Origin of the sequence: Pseudoalteromonas sp. SG43-3 (assembly GCF_014164385.1) — a bacterium.
Taxonomy (GTDB): Bacteria; Pseudomonadota; Gammaproteobacteria; order Enterobacterales; family Alteromonadaceae; genus Pseudoalteromonas; species Pseudoalteromonas distincta.
The window spans coordinates 116417-135543 of the sequence record NZ_JACJFC010000013.1 but is presented as its reverse complement, the minus strand read 5'-3'; the positions used below and the strand labels follow the sequence as shown (position 1 = coordinate 135543).

13 protein-coding genes and 1 pseudogene are annotated in these 19127 nt (G+C 39.1%); 9 read left to right on the top strand and 5 right to left on the bottom strand.

Annotated features, from left to right (window positions below; genetic code table 11):
- Window positions 1-173: 173 nt before the first annotated feature.
- Window positions 174-701, bottom strand: coding sequence for a sugar O-acetyltransferase (locus H5157_RS13450; RefSeq protein WP_182724847.1), 528 nt, complete (start codon window positions 699-701; stop codon window positions 174-176).
- Window positions 702-885: 184 nt separating this feature from the next.
- On the opposite strand from H5157_RS13450, the gene H5157_RS13445 reads away from it, so the two are divergent.
- The 7 genes from H5157_RS13445 to H5157_RS13415 all read left to right on the top strand — a co-directional run bounded on the left by H5157_RS13445 (window position 886) and on the right by H5157_RS13415 (window position 11889).
- Window positions 886-4326, top strand: coding sequence for a VCBS repeat-containing protein (locus H5157_RS13445; RefSeq protein ID WP_182724846.1), 3441 nt, complete (start codon window positions 886-888; stop codon window positions 4324-4326).
- Window positions 4327-4510: 184 nt separating this feature from the next.
- Entirely contained in the window at window positions 4511-5275 is a 765-nt protein-coding gene (locus H5157_RS13440; protein ID WP_182720403.1) for a DeoR/GlpR family DNA-binding transcription regulator, read from the top strand.
- Between the two features lie 46 nt (window positions 5276-5321).
- Window positions 5322-7142, top strand: a complete 1821-nt coding sequence (gene glmS, locus H5157_RS13435; protein WP_182716909.1) for a glutamine--fructose-6-phosphate transaminase (isomerizing) — start codon at window positions 5322-5324, stop codon at window positions 7140-7142.
- A gap of 112 nt (window positions 7143-7254) precedes the next feature.
- Window positions 7255-8445: an alpha/beta hydrolase-fold protein gene (locus H5157_RS13430; RefSeq protein ID WP_182720404.1), complete on the top strand. Its 1191-nt coding sequence runs from the start codon at window positions 7255-7257 to the stop codon at window positions 8443-8445.
- A gap of 159 nt (window positions 8446-8604) precedes the next feature.
- Window positions 8605-9912: a DEAD/DEAH box helicase gene (locus tag H5157_RS13425; protein WP_182724845.1), complete on the top strand. Its 1308-nt coding sequence runs from the start codon at window positions 8605-8607 to the stop codon at window positions 9910-9912.
- 194 nt (window positions 9913-10106) lie between these two features.
- Window positions 10107-11012, top strand: coding sequence for an NYN domain-containing protein (locus tag H5157_RS13420; protein WP_182724844.1), 906 nt, complete (start codon window positions 10107-10109; stop codon window positions 11010-11012).
- Window positions 11013-11049: 37 nt separating this feature from the next.
- Window positions 11050-11889: an alpha/beta hydrolase gene (locus H5157_RS13415; RefSeq protein WP_182724843.1), complete on the top strand. Its 840-nt coding sequence runs from the start codon at window positions 11050-11052 to the stop codon at window positions 11887-11889.
- A gap of 123 nt (window positions 11890-12012) precedes the next feature.
- On the opposite strand, the gene H5157_RS13410 is transcribed toward H5157_RS13415, so the two are convergent.
- Window positions 12013-13413: a 5-methyltetrahydrofolate--homocysteine methyltransferase gene (locus H5157_RS13410; protein ID WP_182724842.1), complete on the bottom strand. Its 1401-nt coding sequence runs from the start codon at window positions 13411-13413 to the stop codon at window positions 12013-12015.
- A gap of 32 nt (window positions 13414-13445) precedes the next feature.
- Window positions 13446-15856 (bottom strand): annotated as a pseudogene (locus tag H5157_RS13405) (TonB-dependent receptor).
- Window positions 15857-15997: 141 nt separating this feature from the next.
- On the opposite strand from H5157_RS13405, the gene H5157_RS13400 reads away from it, so the two are divergent.
- On the top strand, window positions 15998-16414 hold the full coding sequence (locus H5157_RS13400; RefSeq protein ID WP_182724849.1) for a MerC domain-containing protein: 417 nt from the start codon (window positions 15998-16000) through the stop codon (window positions 16412-16414).
- A 139-nt stretch (window positions 16415-16553) separates the two neighbouring features.
- Window positions 16554-17405, top strand: coding sequence for an alpha/beta hydrolase (locus tag H5157_RS13395; RefSeq protein ID WP_182724841.1), 852 nt, complete (start codon window positions 16554-16556; stop codon window positions 17403-17405).
- Window positions 17406-17601: 196 nt separating this feature from the next.
- Here H5157_RS13395 and H5157_RS13390 read toward each other — a convergent pair whose 3' ends face one another.
- A complete protein-coding gene (locus H5157_RS13390) occupies window positions 17602-18504 on the bottom strand; it encodes a homocysteine S-methyltransferase family protein (RefSeq protein ID WP_182724840.1) in 903 nt (300 codons plus the stop codon).
- Between the two features lie 178 nt (window positions 18505-18682).
- On the bottom strand, window positions 18683-18931 hold the full coding sequence (locus H5157_RS13385) for a DUF3297 family protein (RefSeq protein ID WP_002963088.1): 249 nt from the start codon (window positions 18929-18931) through the stop codon (window positions 18683-18685).
- Window positions 18932-19127: the final 196 nt, after the last annotated feature.

Genomic DNA, 19127 nt, shown 5'->3' with positions numbered 1-19127 from the left:
CACCACGACATTTCCAAGCTTCAAATTCTAGAAAGCCCGAATCTAACGATTCGGGCTTTTTTACGTCTGCAGAAAAGTGAAATGCGCACAATTAACACACTTTCACATCAACACCTATCACGTAGTTCGGGCGAGCATAGCGACTCCCGACGTTAAAATCACATCGGTAATAACTATAGTGTTCTTATTTCACGAGCTGGATTACCCGCTACTACGGTATTAGCCATTACATTTTTAGTTACTACAGATCCTGCACCCACAATACTATTTTCACCAATACTCACACCCGCTAAAATAATAGCGCCTGCGCCAATCCATACGTTATTGCCTAACGCGATAGGGGCTGCAAAGTTTTCTTTATTAAGCCTTTCTGCTGGATTAGTAGCATGTGACACAGATAAAAGCTGAACGTTTGAGCCTATTAAACAGTCATCACCTATGGTGATTGAGTAATTGGCTAATGGCGAATCTAGGAGTGTGCAATTAATATTTATAAAAGTACGATCACCAATAACTATTTGATTGCCATAATCGCAATGAAAACCTGATTCTATAATTACCTCTTCACCGCATTGTGCGAACAGCTCTTTAATACGCTTTAAATTACCTTTGCTCGGGCTTTTATTGAATAATCGGCATATCTCGCCTGTTTGTTTTCTTTGCATTAAATATGGCTTAGCCACGCTATTAAATAATTTCATTGAGTTTGTTATTCATTTATATGCATACATTATTAAGTATTATCTCATGCTTATATATTTTACTGAAAAGTTGTTATTACCTTTTTGTATGGGCTAAAAAGGTTTTAAACAAATTTTGACTTTTATTATATTCCTTTTTAAAAAAGCTTTAATAATGTAAAATTCATGTTACAAGGAGTAAGTAATGAAATTAAATAAACTAACTAAATTATTCTGTTTAACAATTATTTTAGCCGGTTGTGGGGGAGGGGGTAATGATGCCAGCCAACCTGCTAATAATGATTCTGGTTCTTCTGGAAAAACTAAATTTGTTAAGCCTGATTATCAAAATACGCCTACCTATGACGGTGAATTATCTTTATTCGAAATAACAGCAAGTAATGTAACTCAACTAACAACTCAGTACTCATATCTAATAGATAGCCTAAATTCCATAGTATTTGGAGAGGATTATCAAAATCTATTTCTCCACGACCCAGTGCTAGATAACCAATCTGATAATTTCGGTTGTGTTACTGGCTCTGCTGACATGAAAGAGGAAGAGGCTAATCAGCACTATATAATTACTTATAACAATTGCTCTGCTGCTGGGTGGGTTTTTAATGGGCAATCTGATATTTATATCGAAAACTCTAACGCTGAATTTGTTTTAGAATATGGGGTAGTACCTAGTTTAACAATTAGTAACGAAGTGCTTGGGGTTACCTATTTAACAGAAGGTTTTGCTATTGCTAATAGTCAGGGAGTTAATAGTGACAGTAGCGCTACTGTGAATATTCAATTTAAAGGTGCTGATGAAAATTCCCTTGATATTTTATTCTCTAATGTAAGGCTTGATGCTGTTTTAGATGCAACCAATGTTGGGTATGGTATTGGTTTTAATGGCGAAGTTTATTTTAGTGATTTAGGAAAACTAACAATAAAAACTGATGAGTTTTATCCAACCAATGATATATCTCTGCCTTCAATAATAGGAGCAAAGTACACCCTAATATCACAAAATACTGCTAGTGTAGCTCTCAAAGCTAATGGCATTTCGACCATACATCTATCTAATGAATTTTTGCCACTAGAGTTTTATTTAACTGACTTAGATAATGTTTATAACAATACTGCCAGCTCTATTCCTATAGCAAGTATTTCAGGCTCGAACAAAGCTCTACGACACTCTATCCTTACTCTTGATGCAACGCAGTCCAAGGACTCTGATTTTGAACCATTAGGTTATGAGTGGAAATTAATAACTTTTCCGCAGAATGCTAGTTGGCAACTTGGCACCGGTAGCAAAATTGACTTTATTGGAGACCTACCTGGCCTTTATCGTATTTCGTTAACAGTTGTAGACCCAAGTGGTGCAGAAAATACTGTGGAGCATGAGTTTAAATTAGAAAAACTGCCAGCAATTGTTTCTGACATTACTGCATATGATGAAATAGAATTAGGTGAACACTATACAGCCATTATTAACTTATCCAATGATGAGTTCGATGGTCCTTTTGAATACAAAATTGCTTATGGGCCAAGTAATATCTCGATTTCAGAACAAGGAGAGATTAATTGGTTAAGCAACGCGCCTGACTTTGGTAGTAATTTAAACGTAAATTTTGCTGTTGATATCTCAAACTCTGACAATCAAATAAGAATTAAACACCAAATCAACCTTCAATCACTCGGTGGCGTAGATAATCGCTCAGTTGGTTATGTGAACAACTCAACATCCAGTGTAGCTTCAATTAAGCTTTCGAACCAAAAAAGGGGTGTATTACGCGGTAATGATAATTATATCTTAAGTCTCAGTGAGACAGGTTTGCTAGAATACAATAAATGGATACCTCCCTTACCTTCAAATGTTGAGCATGTAGGTGCATTTCTTAATCAGTCAGGGACGCAACTAAATTGGCTAAGTATTACTTACAACCAAGAGGCAGCTAAGCATCAAATATTTTTAACTAATGAGGGCTCATGTAGTTTGCTGATAGATGATGTTTCGGCTGAAAATTATAACTCTATGGTATTTGATTACAACGGCGATGGTATTGAAGATATTCTTCTTTCGGCGGGGCATTCGTATGATAGCTATCTTATTAATGGAAATGATCTTTCTATCACTACGCTTATTGTTGCGCCGGACCTTTCACTTAATTATTCAAATCGCTTGATTCAAGTTTGTGATTTGAATAACGACGGCTTTAAAGAGTTAATTGATAGGGAAAGTATATTTGATGTCAAACAGAACAAATACCTGATAGGACCCTATTCTGAATATAAATTTAAGGCATTTACCAGTGGTGATAATTGTCGTGTAACTAGATATAAGGCCTCCGAACATTATAGTGAACTAATATGGTGGGAAGGTGGTGAACTGCAGGTGGGTAGTGAAAAGTTTGAGACTAATTTCAATGATGGTATTTCGATTAGCCTTGAAGTAGATAGTCCTTATAGTCATGTTTATTTTTCTAATTCAAAAGAGCTTTATTACTTTGATCAGCAGTGGCAATTGTTCTCTGTATCTATTGCTGAAAACCCCATTGGGAGAGTAATAGGTGCTGTTGATTTTGATAATGATGGAATACAGTCATTATTAGTAAGCAAAACAGATAGTTTAGAAGGAAGTTATTTATACGAAGAATATGCGATGCAAAGCTTTAGCTATGAGAATGGGCTATGGCAGCTTGAGTATTCATCAGTGGCTCAAGGTCAACTTCCTAATCTTCATATTGTTGGTGCTGTTGATGATACGGTTAGCATTTCAGATTTTGGCCGTTCGGCTAAGGTAACGCACAATAATGCACCTGTTACTTTCACTGGAGAGATGCTGTTAACGCAAGATAATGAAAATCAAATTGAGTATTCATTAACTCAAATTAACAACGAGACATTTATTGTTAAACGCAATACAGGTTCAACCAGTGTAATTTGGCAAACTAGCGTTGCAGAAGTGACTTTTTCTAATTCGTATGATTTTGCTTTTACAGAGTCCGAAACACACTTGAGCTTTAAAAGTGATATTAGATATTACACAATCGCTAAAAAAACAGGAGAAGTCGTATCAAGAGCCTACTTTCCTTACTTGCCGTCTGAGGAGTTGTCAAAAATAATAATAGGTTATTACGATTTAGGTATAGCTTTTTACGAAAATCCAAGCTTATCACCCATTTCAATTGACAGTAGCAATTGGCCTGTACCTTTAGATTTCTTACAAGAAACAACAAGCCATGTAGCGCATGTACATGCTATTCAGCTAGATTCAGATCCTCAACTAGAGCTAATAATTGATTATCGTACTTTTGGTACTTTCGATGAAGAAGGTGGTTTAATAGTATTAGATACGAAAACGAAAGCATTAGAAATTTTGGACGAACAACAAATTAAGGGCTTTACAATTTACCACAAAGAGAAAATCCTCGATGAAGCTATAGGTGGCGTTTATGGCCGAAACTATCTGGCGCATTACTCTATGGAAAAAACAATTAGCCTAGTGGATAAGTTATCAAATCAAGTTATTTGGGAGAGTCCACAAATCTCGAATAATTACCACGATGTATTAATTCAAAAAGATGAGCGTGATTCTTGGAGTTTATATATTTTAGGTAGTGAGTTTTTAATATATCCTTATTTGAACTAAAAAATAATAGCGTGCTCAGTAATCTAGTTTCTAGCTCACTGAGCAAGTTAGAATGTTTCACCACATCTACATGCTGTTAAATTAAAAAGCGCACATTGCGCTTTTTTTACGCATTCACTTGCCATTTATTATGTTTCGTTTAAAATCTACTAACTTTCGAAGCGAAACTTAATTGTAATTACTTATGACCAAACGAAACACCCAGCAACGCCGCCATCTGATCCTTACTCAAGTTAATGAATTAGGTGAAGTGGCTGTCGATATTTTAGCTGAACAGTTTCAAACATCTGAAGTAACCATTCGAAAAGATTTAACCGCGCTTGAAAAAAGTGGCTTATTGCTGCGCCGTTACGGCGGTGCTATTGCTCTGCCTAAAGAAATTGTTAGCGATGAAATAGATTCAAAGCGCAAAGTAGCTATAGCTAAGGCAGCAGCAAAACTTATAAAAGATCATAACCGTATTATTATTGATAGCGGGCGTACTACGGCTGCGATGATCCCTGAGCTTGCAAATAAGCGCGGGTTAGTTGTAATGACCAATGCCATTAAAGTCGCGAGTCGTTTGCTAGCGCTCGAGAATGAGCCAACACTTTTGATGACCGGTGGAACATGGGATCCACATTCTGAATCATTTCAGGGGCAAGTTGCCGAAAACGTATTATGCTCTTACGACTTTGATCAGCTATTTATTGGCGCTGACGGCATAGATGTAAAGCGTGGTACTACTACCTTTAATGAGCTAGTTGGTTTAAGCCAAGTTATGGCAAAAGCTGCTCGTGAAGTAATTGTAATGGTTGAATCAGATAAGATTGGCCGAAAAATACCAAATTTAGAATTACCGTGGAAAATAGTAACCACATTAATAACCGACAATGGCTTAGCAGACGAAAAACGCAAAGCAATTGAGGCGTGTGGTGTAAAACTAATTTGCGCAGAGATTATTGAATAGTAACTACAAAGTGAGTTACTAGAATTAAAAAATTAATGGAGACACTATGTGTGGAATAGTTGGGGCAGTTGCAGAGCGTCCAGTAAACAAAATTTTAGTTGAAGGCCTTAAACGTCTTGAATACCGTGGTTATGACTCAGCAGGCGTAGCATTGCTTGATGGCAACACACTTAATACTGTTAAAGCAGTAGGTAAAGTAGTAAACGTAGAAGCTGCACTTGAGAAAGCAGGCGTTAGCGGTCATACAGGTATTGCACACACTCGCTGGGCAACACATGGTAGCGTTACAGAAGCAAATGCACACCCACATGTATCAAACAACCAGTTAGCACTTGTGCACAACGGTATTATTGAAAACCACGCAAGCTTACGCGCATCGCTTAAAGAAGAAGGCTACGAGTTTCTATCTGAAACCGATACCGAAGTAATGGTGCACTTAATTCATAAGCTTCGTAAGCAGCACACGACTTTACTAGCATCAGTACAAGCTGCTGTTAAACAGTTTGAAGGTGCGTTTGGTACAGTTGTATTTGATAAAGCAAACGACAACGAAATCATTGTAGCGCGCTCAGGTAGCCCTCTTGTTATTGGTTTAGGCCTTGGCGAAAACTTTATAGCTTCTGATCAGTTAGCACTATTACCTGTTACTCGTAGCTTCATCTTTTTAGAAGAAGGCGATGTAGCGCGTATTACACGTGACACAGTAGAAATTTTTGATGAAAATGGCGACGCTGTAGAGCGTGAAGTGATTGAGTCAAACATTACACAAGATGCATCAGGCAAAGGCGACTACCGCCACTACATGCTAAAAGAAATCTACGAGCAACCACTTGCGGTACGTAATACCCTTGAAGGGCGTTTAAACGACGACCGCGTAGCAATTGATGCCTTTGGCGAAAGCGCTCAGCAAATATTTAAAGACGTAAAACACGTGCAAATTATTGCCTGTGGTACGTCTTACCATTCAGGTATGGTTGCACGTTATTGGCTTGAGCAATTTGCAGGCGTTAGCTGTAATGTAGAAATAGCTTCTGAATTTAGATACCGTCAGTCGTTTGTTCATGAAAATAGCTTACTTGTTACTATTTCTCAATCGGGTGAAACTGCCGATACGCTAGCTGCATTACGCCTAGCTAAAGAGCAAGGTTACATGGCCTCAATGACCATTTGTAACGTACCTGGTTCATCGCTTGTACGCGAATCAGACCTTGCCTTTATGACCAAAGCTGGCGCTGAAATAGGCGTGGCTTCTACTAAAGCATTTACAACGCAATTAGTTGGTTTGTTAATGCTTACTGCGTCTATAGCTCAAGAAAAACAGCTTGATCAAAGTGCTATTGTTAATGCTATAAAAGTACTACCTGCTAAGCTTGAAGAAACATTACTGCTTGCAGATGGCATTGCAGACCTTGCAGAAGAATTTGCCGACAAGCATCACTCACTGTTTTTAGGTCGTGGCTCACAATATCCAATCGCGATGGAAGGTGCGCTTAAACTTAAAGAGATTTCTTACATTCACGCAGAAGCCTACGCAGCGGGCGAGCTAAAACATGGCCCACTCGCACTTATTGATGCTGACATGCCAATTATTGTTGTAGCACCAAACAATGAGTTATTAGAAAAGCTTAAATCAAACGTAGAAGAAGTACGCGCACGTGGCGGCATTATTTACGTATTCGCAGATAAAGATTCACACTTTGAGTCAGACGACACAATGCGTGTTATCAACGTAAACCACACTGACGACATTATTGCGCCAATTGTTTACACACTGCCATTACAGTTACTGTCGTACTACGTAGCGGTAATTAAAGGTACCGACGTTGACCAACCTCGTAACTTAGCTAAATCTGTTACGGTTGAGTAAAATCAATAGGTTATTATTTATTAGTTAAAACTAAAAAGGCGCTCGATGCGCCTTTTTTTGTACCTCAAAGCCTGTTAGATTAAATAACACACTATTTTCTAAAGGATTAGCTATGCGTTTATTCACTGCTATTTTTATATGTAGCTTATTTATAGTTTCTAATAACACACTTGCAGAGCCTGATTTAAAACAGCAAACCATTAGCTATAAGCAACAAACGCATACTATCAATTCAGTAATTTTAAATGAGCTACGTACCGTTGTAGTTCAACTTCCAAAGAGTTACCAAGCTAATCCAAACAAAGTTTATCCAGTTATTTATCGCCTAGATGGCGCGGGTAACATACCGCTTATAAGTGCTGTAATGGATCGACTGCAAAATAATAATCTTGCGCCTGAGGTTATTATTGTCGCTATTGAAAACACCAATCGCTTAAGAGATTTATACCCCACAGTTAATAAAGAGCCACAAGGCCCGGTAGGTGAAGGCGGTGGTGCAGCAAGGTTTTTAGCATTTATTGAGCAAGAGCTTATGCCCTTAATTAATAAAAACTATCGTACGCATAACTTTAATGTGATTGCTGGGGGCTCAGCAGCAGGCGTGTTTGCACTTTATACTATGCAAGCTAACCCTGAGCTTTTCCAAGCGCATATTGCTTACAGCCCTGCCGTTTGGTGGAACTATGGCGCATCGGTAAAAAGTACAAAATCGTTTATAGCTAAAACAAAAGACCTGAATAACTACGTTTATATCAATATTGGCGAAGAAGCCGGCATAATGCGTGAAAGATACGATGAATTACAGCAATCACTGCAATCGCATAAAGTGCGAGAGCTACGCTTCTTTAGTAATGCGTTTGACGGTGTCTCGCATAACCTGACTTCCGTTGCTGGTGCATTTAATGCCTATCACAACTTATTTTTGCCTAAACAAATGCCCATAAGTGATTTAACTGACGATGTAGCCTCTATTGATGCTTATTATCAAAACTTATCTCAACAATGGGGCGAGCAGGTTGCGCCACCAGACCGCGCTGTTAGATCACTCGGTTATAACTTAACGAGCAGCAAGCAGTTTACCCGCGCTATAGAGGTGTTTAAGTACAATAAAAAAAACTACCCAAAATCAGTCGATGCGCTTTCAGCCTTATCTTATGGCTATGAAATGCAGGGGGATACTCGTCAAGCGCTTGAAAATATGGAATCTGCTCTAGCAATTGCAGATGACTCATACCCTTATATAAATTACTTAAAAGAAACAAAAGCTAGACTACAAATAGCTTTAGGCAAAGACGAAACATAACCACTTTTTAATCCAACTCGATTGTTATATATTTAAAGAGAAAAGGGAGTAACAGCTTTTCTTTTTTTCTAAAACCACATTAAAATCACTAACCCCTACTTAACGGGTAATAAATACGCTAAAATTGCAGGCTATTTTAGTAATGAGCCCGCAAATTTTATGACCTCAGCCGCAAATCCTAGTAATTTCAACGAACTTGGCCTAATTCCAGAGCTAATTGCTCGATTGTCTGATCTTGAATACACACAACCTACACCTATTCAGGCACAAGCAATTCCGAGTATTTTGACGGGAAGTGACTTAATTGCGGGGGCAAATACTGGCTCAGGTAAAACAGCGACGTTTGCTTTACCTATGCTACAAACCCTATTTTTAGAGCAGGGCGCTAAAAATACTGCCAGCAAAGGTAATTTTGTAACGGGGCTTATTTTAGTACCGACGCGTGAGCTTGCTACGCAAGTGGCCGATAGCGTTAAATCGTATTCTGCAAATTTTAATGGCGCGATTAAAACGGTTGCGGTGTTTGGTGGTGTATCGGTTAATACACAAATGCAGGCACTGCGCGGCGGCGCCGATATTATTGTGGCAACACCTGGTCGCTTGCTTGATTTAATCTCAAGCAATGCGATTAAGCTCGATAAAGTAACGACCTTAGTGCTTGATGAAGCCGACCGTATGCTAAGCCTTGGCTTTACCGAAGAGCTGGCTGATCTTTTAGCGTTAATGCCTGCTAAAAAACAAACCATGTTGTTTTCAGCAACTTTCCCTGAGCAAGTTAAGCTATTAACGCAAGAGCTTTTAAACGAGCCAGTTGAAATACAAGTTCAAAGCAAAGACGAAAGCACCTTAGTACAACGTGTTTTTACGGTTAATAAAGGCGAAAAAACCACTGTTTTAGCGCATTTAATTAAAACACATAAATGGCGCCAAGCATTGATTTTTGTGAACGCGAAAAAAGACTGTGAGCACCTAGCGGCTAAGCTTGAAAAACGCGGTGTTAACGCACAAGTTTTCCATGGTGATAAAGGCCAAAGTGAGCGTACTCGCGTAATAGAAAAATTTAAAGCTGGCGAAATAGAAATACTTATAGCCACCGATATTGCTGCACGTGGTTTAGATATTGAAAAGCTGCCAGTGGTAATAAACTTTAATCTACCACGAAGCCCTTCTGATTATATGCACCGTATTGGTCGAAGCGGCCGTGCTGGTGAAGTAGGCTTAGCACTTTCATTGGTTGATTATGAAGATTTGCATCACTTTAAAATAATCGAGAAGAAAAACAAACTACGTCTTGAACGTGAGGAAATAGCTGGCTTTGCCGTTAACCAAGCTAATCTTGATGCTGCCGAGGCGCTTAAAAATGAAAAGCCGATGGCAAAACCAGAAGGTACAGGCAAGAAAAAGAAAAAAAATAAAGCGGATGATACAGATGATGTATGGAGTGGCTGGAGAGGGCGTTCTAAATAGGAAATATAATTTATTATTTTATCTAAACTTACAATTGGCGATAAAATCAGTTATTGACGTATTGGTCAATTTTGACTAAGATCATTATTAACAACTAACCCTACTTCCACGCGTAGCATTAAGTCTCCTGGATATAGGGAGAAAAAGCCGACCTTAGTGTCGGTTTTTTTGTAGCTAAAATTTAAGGATCGACTTTGAAGACTCGAATATATATTGATGGATATAATTTATATTATGGATGTCTTAAGCGAACACCTTACAAGTGGTTAGATATATTTAAATTATTTGATGACTACATCCTCCCCAGTGCTGCAAGTAAAGCCCATACTAACGACAATTTAAGCATTAAATTTTTTACCGCTAATATTGTAGAAAAAGCAGCTACGTCAAAAGATTCTTTAGCTGATCAGCAGGCTTATCACCGAGCTTTAACTTTCAATAGTTCAAATGGTCAGCTAGAAATAATCAAAGGTTACTACTCTGTAAACCCAACACGTGCATTTAAAATTGATGAAAAAGAACCCAAAAAACACCCAAATGAATGTGAGTATGTGGACATTTGGAAGCTTGAAGAAAAGCAAACTGATGTAAATATTGCGGTGGAGGCTTTATTTGATGTATTTACGGATGACTCAATTGAGCAAGTTGTGTTTGTTACTAATGATACAGACTTAGAAAGGGCTTTAGAAAAAATAAAATCTCTAAATAAAGTTAAAATAGGCTTAGTGATCCCTACTACTGATAGTGTTCGTTACCCCAATGAAAAACTAGATATACATGCTGATTGGACGCGTAGGAATATTTTAATTGAAGAACTAAAACAGTCGCAGTTGCCACGTGTTATCCAGGGAGGAAGAAAACCAGTTTCTAAACCTATAGGTTGGTTTGGTCAGCCAGAAATACTTGAAGAAATAATATTAACTTTATTACAAGTTGAAGCTAATCGAACTAAATGCTGGCGCTGGTTGGAAAAACCATTACCTAGCTTTGATGATTTACCGCCATTAACAGATCCTCCTATTCTATTACTCGATAATGAAGAAACAGCAAAAATAGTGCTAAGTTACGCACAAAAATATACTCAGCTATTTAATAACTAGCGACATGAAGCTACTTATATTTAATAAAGGGTGAAATGTGGACTTAATATCAAAACTATTATTACTTTCTACTACTTTAATATGTTTTAAATTAAGTGCAAATACCCCATACGAAATCCCAAGAAGTAGCGTTATTCAACTAACCGAACCTTCCAGTAAGCGTGTTTACTCTGTTTACATTCAATTGCCTAAGTCATATAAAAATAAGCCGGATAAAACATATCCAGTTATTTACTTAGCCGATGCGCCGTACATGTTTCCTATAGTGGCAGGGGCAACACGATTTCCTATGAATCCCGGAAAAATGCAGCAAGCAATTATTGTCGCCATTGGTTATGAAAAAGGGTCTATTGGATCAGCTAGTCGAATTAGAGACTACACACCTACCTTTACAAAAGATTGGAAAAAACAAACAGGTAATGCGCAAGGACACATTAAGTTTATTAAAAACACTGTGTTTCCTTATATTGAGCAAAACTACCGTGCCAGTCATACACAAAAAACCTACATAGGTAACTCGCTTGGCGGCTTATTTGGTGCCACTATTTTATTTACAGAACCGAATTTATTTAGCCATTATATTATTGGTAGCCCGTCTATTTGGTTTGATAATAATGCATTGTTAAAGTTTAAGGCACACAGGCCAAAAACAGCTATTAAGGTTTATATTTCGGTGGGTGAAAAGGAAACACCAGCTTTTGGTGAAGGGCAAAATATGGTTGAGGGTGCCAAGCAATTGGTGCAAAAAATTGATGCACTTAACAGTGACAATATACAATTAAAAAGTGTTGTTATTGAAGGGGCTAGCCATGCAACAGCATTTCCTACTACAGCAATACAAGGGCTTGATTGGGTGTATAGCACTGTAAGTGAGTAATACAGTAAAATTACTGACGTTAGAAAAATTGCTATTTAAAACCCATCATTAGCTTGGCTAATGATGGGTTTATTTTTTAAAATGTACTTAAAGAGTGAGCTAGTTACTCAAGTTTTTATTAATTTAATGGTCGTGATCGTCTTCCTCTTGCGCAATACCCAGCCAAGTAATTGCACTTGGGGCAAAAGTAAGCTCAACCTCACTTTCAATTTCTAAGTCTTCAAGGTGTACTTGCACAACGTGCTGAGCAATAGGGTCGGCTACATAAGCAAACTGACCATTTTGTGCCACTGTCATGCTAAAGCTCATGCCCTCTGGCATGGTTGATACATCTTGCTCGGTAATATCAACTTGGCCTTCAAGCTCCCAATGCATTTCGCCATTATGGTCGTGTGCACTAAATACATTTAAAAAGCCTAAGCTGTCTAATATTAAAAAGTGCTCGCCATGGGCAGAAAAAGAGTACGACGCAGCACTTGCGCCATCGGCTTGTTGCCATTCTAGTTCTTCCATTTTAGCTGTTGCTGGGTTAATACTTACAATTATAGCTTCGCCACCACCGTGGCCAGATGCTACGCCAATAAAGGTCTCGCTATCTTCGTGGCCATATATACTACCAATGCGTAAATCGCCAACGGCTGCAATATTCGTTATTTTTTCAGCTTCGTATTCATCATCGTGCTGGTGGGCTAATAACACACCATCGCTACAACCAAATACTACATAATCGTGGTTTTGTGCTGCACCGTGTAAATCAGGGCACGTAACTTCTAAGGTTTGTTCTAGCTCGTATTCACCATCATGAAAATGATAAACACCTACTTGGTCTGGCAGTACTTTAGCAACCGATGTGCTTTCGCTGTCATCACGGCGAAGTGTTGATAATAAATGCTCACCGCGAGGCTCTGCTACGCCGTGCATATTAATATCGTAGCTAATACTCGGTAGCGTTGCTGTTGCGCTTGTTATGTCGTTATCTGTTAATACTTCAACAGAGGCAACTGTGCCTGAGTCTGCATCACCATCATAAAAAACAGCTAATTGGCCGTCGTGTTTTATAAGGTGAGTAGGGCGACTGCCACTTGTTAACTCATAGCTACTAGCCGCTGGGCTTTGCTCGTAGTCGTGTAAATGCTCGCCATGGTCTTCACGCCATAAACCACCATCAATAAAGCCTAAGTAATCTTGTGCGCGGCTTGCAATGACGGCATAACGAAAATCAGGTGATGACGACAGTGTGTTTGAATCATTCGTAAGGGTAAATGTTTCAAGTAAAGCGTTGTCATCTAGGTCATAAAAGCTGGCTTCGTTGCTATCGCCTGCAAGCACAGCTAATCTGCCTAATGAATCAATTGTGTAGCCATCATCATGGTCGTGATCATCATCATCATCGTCATGATCATGCTCGTCTTCTACAACAATAGGATCTTTTTCTACAATATTGGTCTCTGCATCGCCACAGGCTGTAATAAATGTAGTGCTAATAGCCAGTGCAATAAGCTTTAATTTGTATAGTTTTTTCATGTTTATTTCCTTTAATTATAATTTTTTAATGCTTAAAAATAACCGCGAATGCCTAGCGCAAAGCTACGCCCTGGACGTGGTGCTATATCTTTTACAAATGAGCTGTGCACGCGTGCTTCTGTATCTGTTAAGTTGGTTCCTCGTAGGTACACAGACATATCTTGGTTTAATACTGAAAGGTCATAAGAGATGCTTGCATCAACCAATGTGTAACCGTCTGTTGCTGTTTCTTGTGGGGCTGTGCGGTCTTGCTTTTGATAGCGAGTAACGTGAATATGCGCACTTAGTTTATCTGTTTGGTAGCTTAGTTCGCTGCCAAAACGAAGCGGTGGAGTACGGGGTAAATCGCCGCCGTCTTTTAGGCGTGTACGAACGTAATCTGAGAATAAATCTACTTTAAATTCATCTGTTAACTGCCACGCAATTTGCGCTTCAAAACCATGTAAAATTACATCGTCTGTTTTAAATAAATAAACAGGTAGCTCGATGAATGATCGTGTTCGTCAGCGTCTTCTTCTTCATCGCTATGGTCGTGGCCACTTTGTGCGTATAAACCAGTGTCTATTTGGTAATAGTAGTTATCTACTTGGTTGTAGAAGGCATTTAAAATAAAGCCAATATCACCTTGGGTTTTACGAAAAGTTAAATCGATATTATTGGCTGTTTCTAGGTCAATTGCTTGATCAGATAAACCTAAATGACCGTCTTCACCTAAATTAAATAGTGCGCCTACTTCGTAAGTGCCAGTGCCAATGTGCGGCCCAAACGATAACAACTCAGAAGCAGAAGGCGCACGTTCAGATCGCGATACCGACAGCCCTAAATTATAGTTAGGTGTAAAATCCCACACTACGCCTGCCGATAAACTGATTGGTGTAAATCCATGCTCTACGTCAAATACACGAGTGGTTTCTGCGCTTTCTTCGTGGTCGTGATCATGCTCGTCGGCTTCTTGCGCTTCATCATGTGCGTGAGCGTCAATATTTGGCAGTAATACGTCACCTGCTTCAATTGTTACACGCTCTATGCGCCCACCTAACTGTACTAAAAAATCACCAAAGTGCCTTTCTTCCATCAGCGCTACAGCAAAGCTTTCGGTTTCTGATGGAGGAGTAAAGGCCTCTTCACCTTGTGCTTCAACATCGCTTTGTTTGTAATGAAAACTAATGCCGCCATTCCACTCGCTAAATTGGTTATGTAGTAGGTCTATACGTAATTCGTTTGTTTCGTTTTTAAAAGTAGTGCCTACTGCCCCACCCTCAATTTCAGCGTGTTCGTAGTCAGTGTGGCCAACACGCAGGTTTACTTTGTTTAGCCATTTATTATCTAGGTTGTACTCACCTAATAATTGCACTTTAGTTTGCTCTAAATCAGCAAATACGCTTTCTTCTTCGTCGCTATGTTCTTCCTCTTCTTCATCGCCGTGCGTATGGCCCGGAATACCGTATTGACGATTAAATTGCTCTACTGCTAAGCCAATGAAGCCGTTATCCATTAAATAGCTAGCGCCAACAGTAAAGCCGTCAGACTCTTCATTACTGTTTTCAACTTTGTAATCGCCACGATGCTCTTCGCCGTCGCTATCTATATCAGCAGCTACAGGTACCTCGTAGTCGTCGGCTTCACGCCAAAACGCATCGGCATAAAAAGCAAATGAATCGGTACCTGTGGTGGCATTAAAAGAGGCCACTTTTTGGTTATCAACCGAGTTATGTTCTACGTTCCACTCGCCGCGTGTTGTGCTATCAGTTGGTACGCGGTTATCTACCACATTAACCACACCGCCAATCGCGCCGCTGCCATAAAACAATGTTGCTGGGCCGCGTAATACTTCAATTTGTTGTGCGGTAGACGCCTCTGATGCAACAGAGTGATCGGGGCCAACGCGCGACACATCACTTACATCAAGGCCATTTTGAGTAATGAGTACACGCGGGCCGCTTAAACCACGAATAATAGGTGTGCTGGCTACTTTACCGTGAAAATTTGTATTAACGCCTGGGAGTTTTTCAAGGCTGTCGCCAAGGGTTGCAGCTTGTTGTCGTCTTAGTTGTTCGCCAGATAAAACACTAACAGGCGATGCAGATTCCATTGCCGACATATGAATAGGGGTCGCTTCAATATCAATAACTTCAATAGGCGAGCGCTTTAAATTAAAAGTAACCGATTGGTTTTCATCATTCGTTATTGTTATATCGCGATGAAGATGCGCATAACCAGGGGCTACAACGTGAAGCTCTTTTAAGCCATTTTTTAGTTCTGTTATAACAAATTTACCGTTTTTATCGGTGGCTACTTTAAGGTCTGAGCCTTCAACTTCTACCGTTGCATTGGTAACTACTTTACCTTTGTTGTTTAAAACAACGCCTTCAATTGTGGATGCCAGCACACTAGCCGGCAATAAAGCTGCTATGAGAACAGCTAATTGTGATCTACGTTTCATTTGACTACCTTGTTAGATGTTATATTATATCAATTATGTGAGTAATGTTATAATATATCAATAGAAATTAACTGATGTTATTAAAATGTCTCTTTAAAAGTAACGTTTTTGAGTGGAGACACTGATTTAGTAGAGGAAATAATGAAGTCGAGTCAAAGTGTTATGGATCGTATGGCAATTGGGTTATCGGTAATGTGCACAGTACATTGTTTTGCAACCCCGGTTATTTTAGCGTTATTACCAAGCTTTGCCGTATTGCAAATAGATAGTGAGCAGTTTCATTTATGGATTCTTGCGGCGGTATTGCCCACCAGTTTATTGGCATTAAGTTTAGGCTGTAAAAAGCACAAGCGTAAACGTTATATGGCCTGCGGCGTTATTGGGTTAGCCTTTATGATATGTGCGGTATTGCTAGGGCATGAGGTTGCCGAAAAAGCGTTTACTTTAATTGGGTCGGCTTTTATTGCTGTAGCTCATTGGTTTAATTACCAACAATGCCTTAAACAAAATGACGATAACTGCCCGTGTTCAAGCGCTGAAACTGATCAGGCAGCTTAGCGTTATCAGTGCTACAAACAGCTAACATGTAGCACTGCCTTTCAATATTTAACTTTTTTTTAATAGCCTAAAGCTAAAAGTGAGTTAAAGTAGTCATTCAATATCGATTATTACGCTTGGCTTAGGTTAATTAATATAAATGAATACTGCTTTAAAATACTTGCTGTTACTCTGCGCTTTAATGTGTTTTAAATTAAGCGCAAATACCCCGTACCAAATCCCTAGAAGTAGTGTTATTGAGTTAACTGAGCCTGCTACTAAACGGGTATATCCTGTTTTTATTCAGCTCCCTAAGTCATATAAAAAGCATCCTGAAAAAATATATCCAGTTATTTATTTAACCGATGCACCGTATACGTTTCCTATTGTGGCGGGTGCTACACGGTTTCCTATGAATAGCGGCAATATGCAAGAGGCTATTATTGTGGCCATTAGCTACGAAAAAGGATCTAGAGGGTCTAATAGTCGAATTAGAGACTACACCCCAAATAAGGCTCAAAGCTGGAAAAAGCAAACCGGTAACGCTCAAAATCATGCGCTGTTTTTAAAAAATACTGTGCTGCCATTTATACAAAGTAACTACCGAGCAAGTAGCACACAAAAAACCTATATAGGTAATTCTTTAGGCGGGTTATTTGGTGCCACTATTTTATTTACGATGCCCGATTTATTTAACAATTATATTATTGGCAGCCCATCGGTTTGGTTTAACAGCAATGCAGTATTAGCGCTACAAGCACATAAGCCTAAAGTGCCTACAAAGGTTTATATATCGGTAGGGGCAAAGGAAACGCCAAGCTTTGGTGAAGGGCAAAATATGGTGGCAGGGGCAAAGCTATTAACGCAAAAAATTAATGCACTTAGCAGTGACAATATTGAATTAAAAAGCGTTGTTATTGAAGGGGCGAGCCATGCAACCGCATTTCCTACTACAGCAATACAAGGGCTTGATTGGGTGTTGGGAATGACACCAATCGACTTAAATATTTAATCATTCTAACGTGCTAAATAGAGCGCTAACAGCGTTATAAATTTCTCATGTAGAACAGCTACATGTCGATATTTATGCCTTGTTATCACGCTATTTATCTGTCGCTATAAATGCCTAATAACTTATCTGTCGCTATAAATGCCTAATAACTTAACACGATTGGTGTAGCCAATAAGCCCTAAAAAGCACTAAAAGCTTAGGCGCTTTCAAGTTTCTTTTTCCAGTTTACCAGCACTTCAATAAACTCAGGGCCTATACCACAGCAGCCACCAATAATGCTTGCGCCCTGGCTGTGCCATTTTTTAGCAAAGTCTAGATATTCTGAAGGTGAAATATCGCGATACGCTTGTGAGCCTTCGTTGGCTTTGTAATCGCGTGCTATAGGTGTAAAGCCATTAGCAAACGCCCCTAAAACAACACTTTTATTTTGCTTGGCTAATACTGCGTTGGTATCGCTAAAGGCTTGATCTATAACTTCAGGTATTGAGCAGTTAAAGAAAATACCAGCAACATTTTGTTGAAGCAAAGCCGTTACTGCGTCACTTACCAGCTCACCAGAGCGAAGTGTCGCTTGCTCGCTTATCACATCAGTTAAAGTAAATGCGTAATAACATGGCTTGTTTGAGCCTTTAAGGACGCTTGCCATAACGTGCGCTTCTTCAATACTCGATATGGTTTCGCCAATCCATAAATTTACGTGCTCGTCTTGCGCTTTGTATAGTGTATCTAAAATAGTAAATGCGCGTTCGCTTTCAAATAGTTCAGGGCGGTAAGAGCCAAATGCTGGTGGTAATGAACCTGCTACTAATACATTTTGTTTAGCATTTTGAGCTACTTCTTTTGCAATAACGGCAGCTTGCTGTGCAAGGGCTGCGCCTTGAGCTTGATATAACTCTTCACCTAAATGAAAGGGCACACAGGCGTAGCTGTTAGCTGTAATTATTTCAGCACCGGCATCTATAAAACCTTGGTGTGCTTGGGTTACAAAATGCGGGGCTTCTATTAGTGCTTGTGCGCTCCAAAGTGGCTGTGAGAACGGTGCGCCAATGCGCTTAAGTTCACGTCCCATGCCGCCATCTAAAATAGTTACTTTATTCATTGTGGGTTTCTGTATATCTAAACTATATGGCGTTATTCAAACATACTTTTTAAATAATTATAATGAAACTTCATCAGGTTGAGCATGAATAAAGCTAAACCTATTAAATGAGTTATAAAAATGCACAAAAAAAGCGACTACCTAATAAGGTGTCGCTTTTTTAGTAAGCATTATTAGCTTACTTGTAAAAGGCTTCAACAGTGCCTTTTCTTGTAAGTAAAAGAGGTTGTCCGCGACGATCAAGCCCTTTTGGAGATGCAAACTTTATCCAACCTTCACTGATGCAGTATTCTTCAACATCAAAACGCTCTTTGCCGTTGAACGTGATACCAATATCGTGTTCAAAAACTTCTTCCACATGATGTGGGCTACGTGGGTTGATAGAAAGGCGATCTGGTAAAGCAGGTTTTGCGGTAGTGTCGTTCATGGTCATATTCTATATTGAATGAAGTATGCGCTATTGTAGGCAATACAACGCTTTCGCTCAAGAGAGATAGTAGTAAATGTGTTTAAAAATGTACTAATTAATGAGTTGTGTATACAAATGAGGTTGCGCTTGGAAAATATTTACAGAGGAGGTTTTGAAGATATTCGACTAAATAATTATGAAGGTAAATATATTA

Coding starts and splice junctions, on each gene's coding strand:
- H5157_RS13450 (WP_182724847.1), bottom strand. CDS start 701: ATGAAATTATTTAATAGCGTGGCTAAGCCATATTTAATGCAAAGAAAA.
- H5157_RS13395 (WP_182724841.1), top strand. CDS start 16,554: ATGAATACTGCTTTAAAATACTTGCTGTTACTCTGCGCTTTAATGTGT.
- H5157_RS13385 (WP_002963088.1), bottom strand. CDS start 18,931: ATGAACGACACTACCGCAAAACCTGCTTTACCAGATCGCCTTTCTATC.
- glmS (WP_182716909.1), top strand. CDS start 5,322: ATGTGTGGAATAGTTGGGGCAGTTGCAGAGCGTCCAGTAAACAAAATT.
- H5157_RS13400 (WP_182724849.1), top strand. CDS start 15,998: ATGAAGTCGAGTCAAAGTGTTATGGATCGTATGGCAATTGGGTTATCG.
- H5157_RS13425 (WP_182724845.1), top strand. CDS start 8,605: ATGACCTCAGCCGCAAATCCTAGTAATTTCAACGAACTTGGCCTAATT.
- H5157_RS13410 (WP_182724842.1), bottom strand. CDS start 13,413: ATGAAAAAACTATACAAATTAAAGCTTATTGCACTGGCTATTAGCACT.
- H5157_RS13430 (WP_182720404.1), top strand. CDS start 7,255: ATGCGTTTATTCACTGCTATTTTTATATGTAGCTTATTTATAGTTTCT.
- H5157_RS13390 (WP_182724840.1), bottom strand. CDS start 18,504: ATGAATAAAGTAACTATTTTAGATGGCGGCATGGGACGTGAACTTAAG.
- H5157_RS13445 (WP_182724846.1), top strand. CDS start 886: ATGAAATTAAATAAACTAACTAAATTATTCTGTTTAACAATTATTTTA.
- H5157_RS13440 (WP_182720403.1), top strand. CDS start 4,511: ATGACCAAACGAAACACCCAGCAACGCCGCCATCTGATCCTTACTCAA.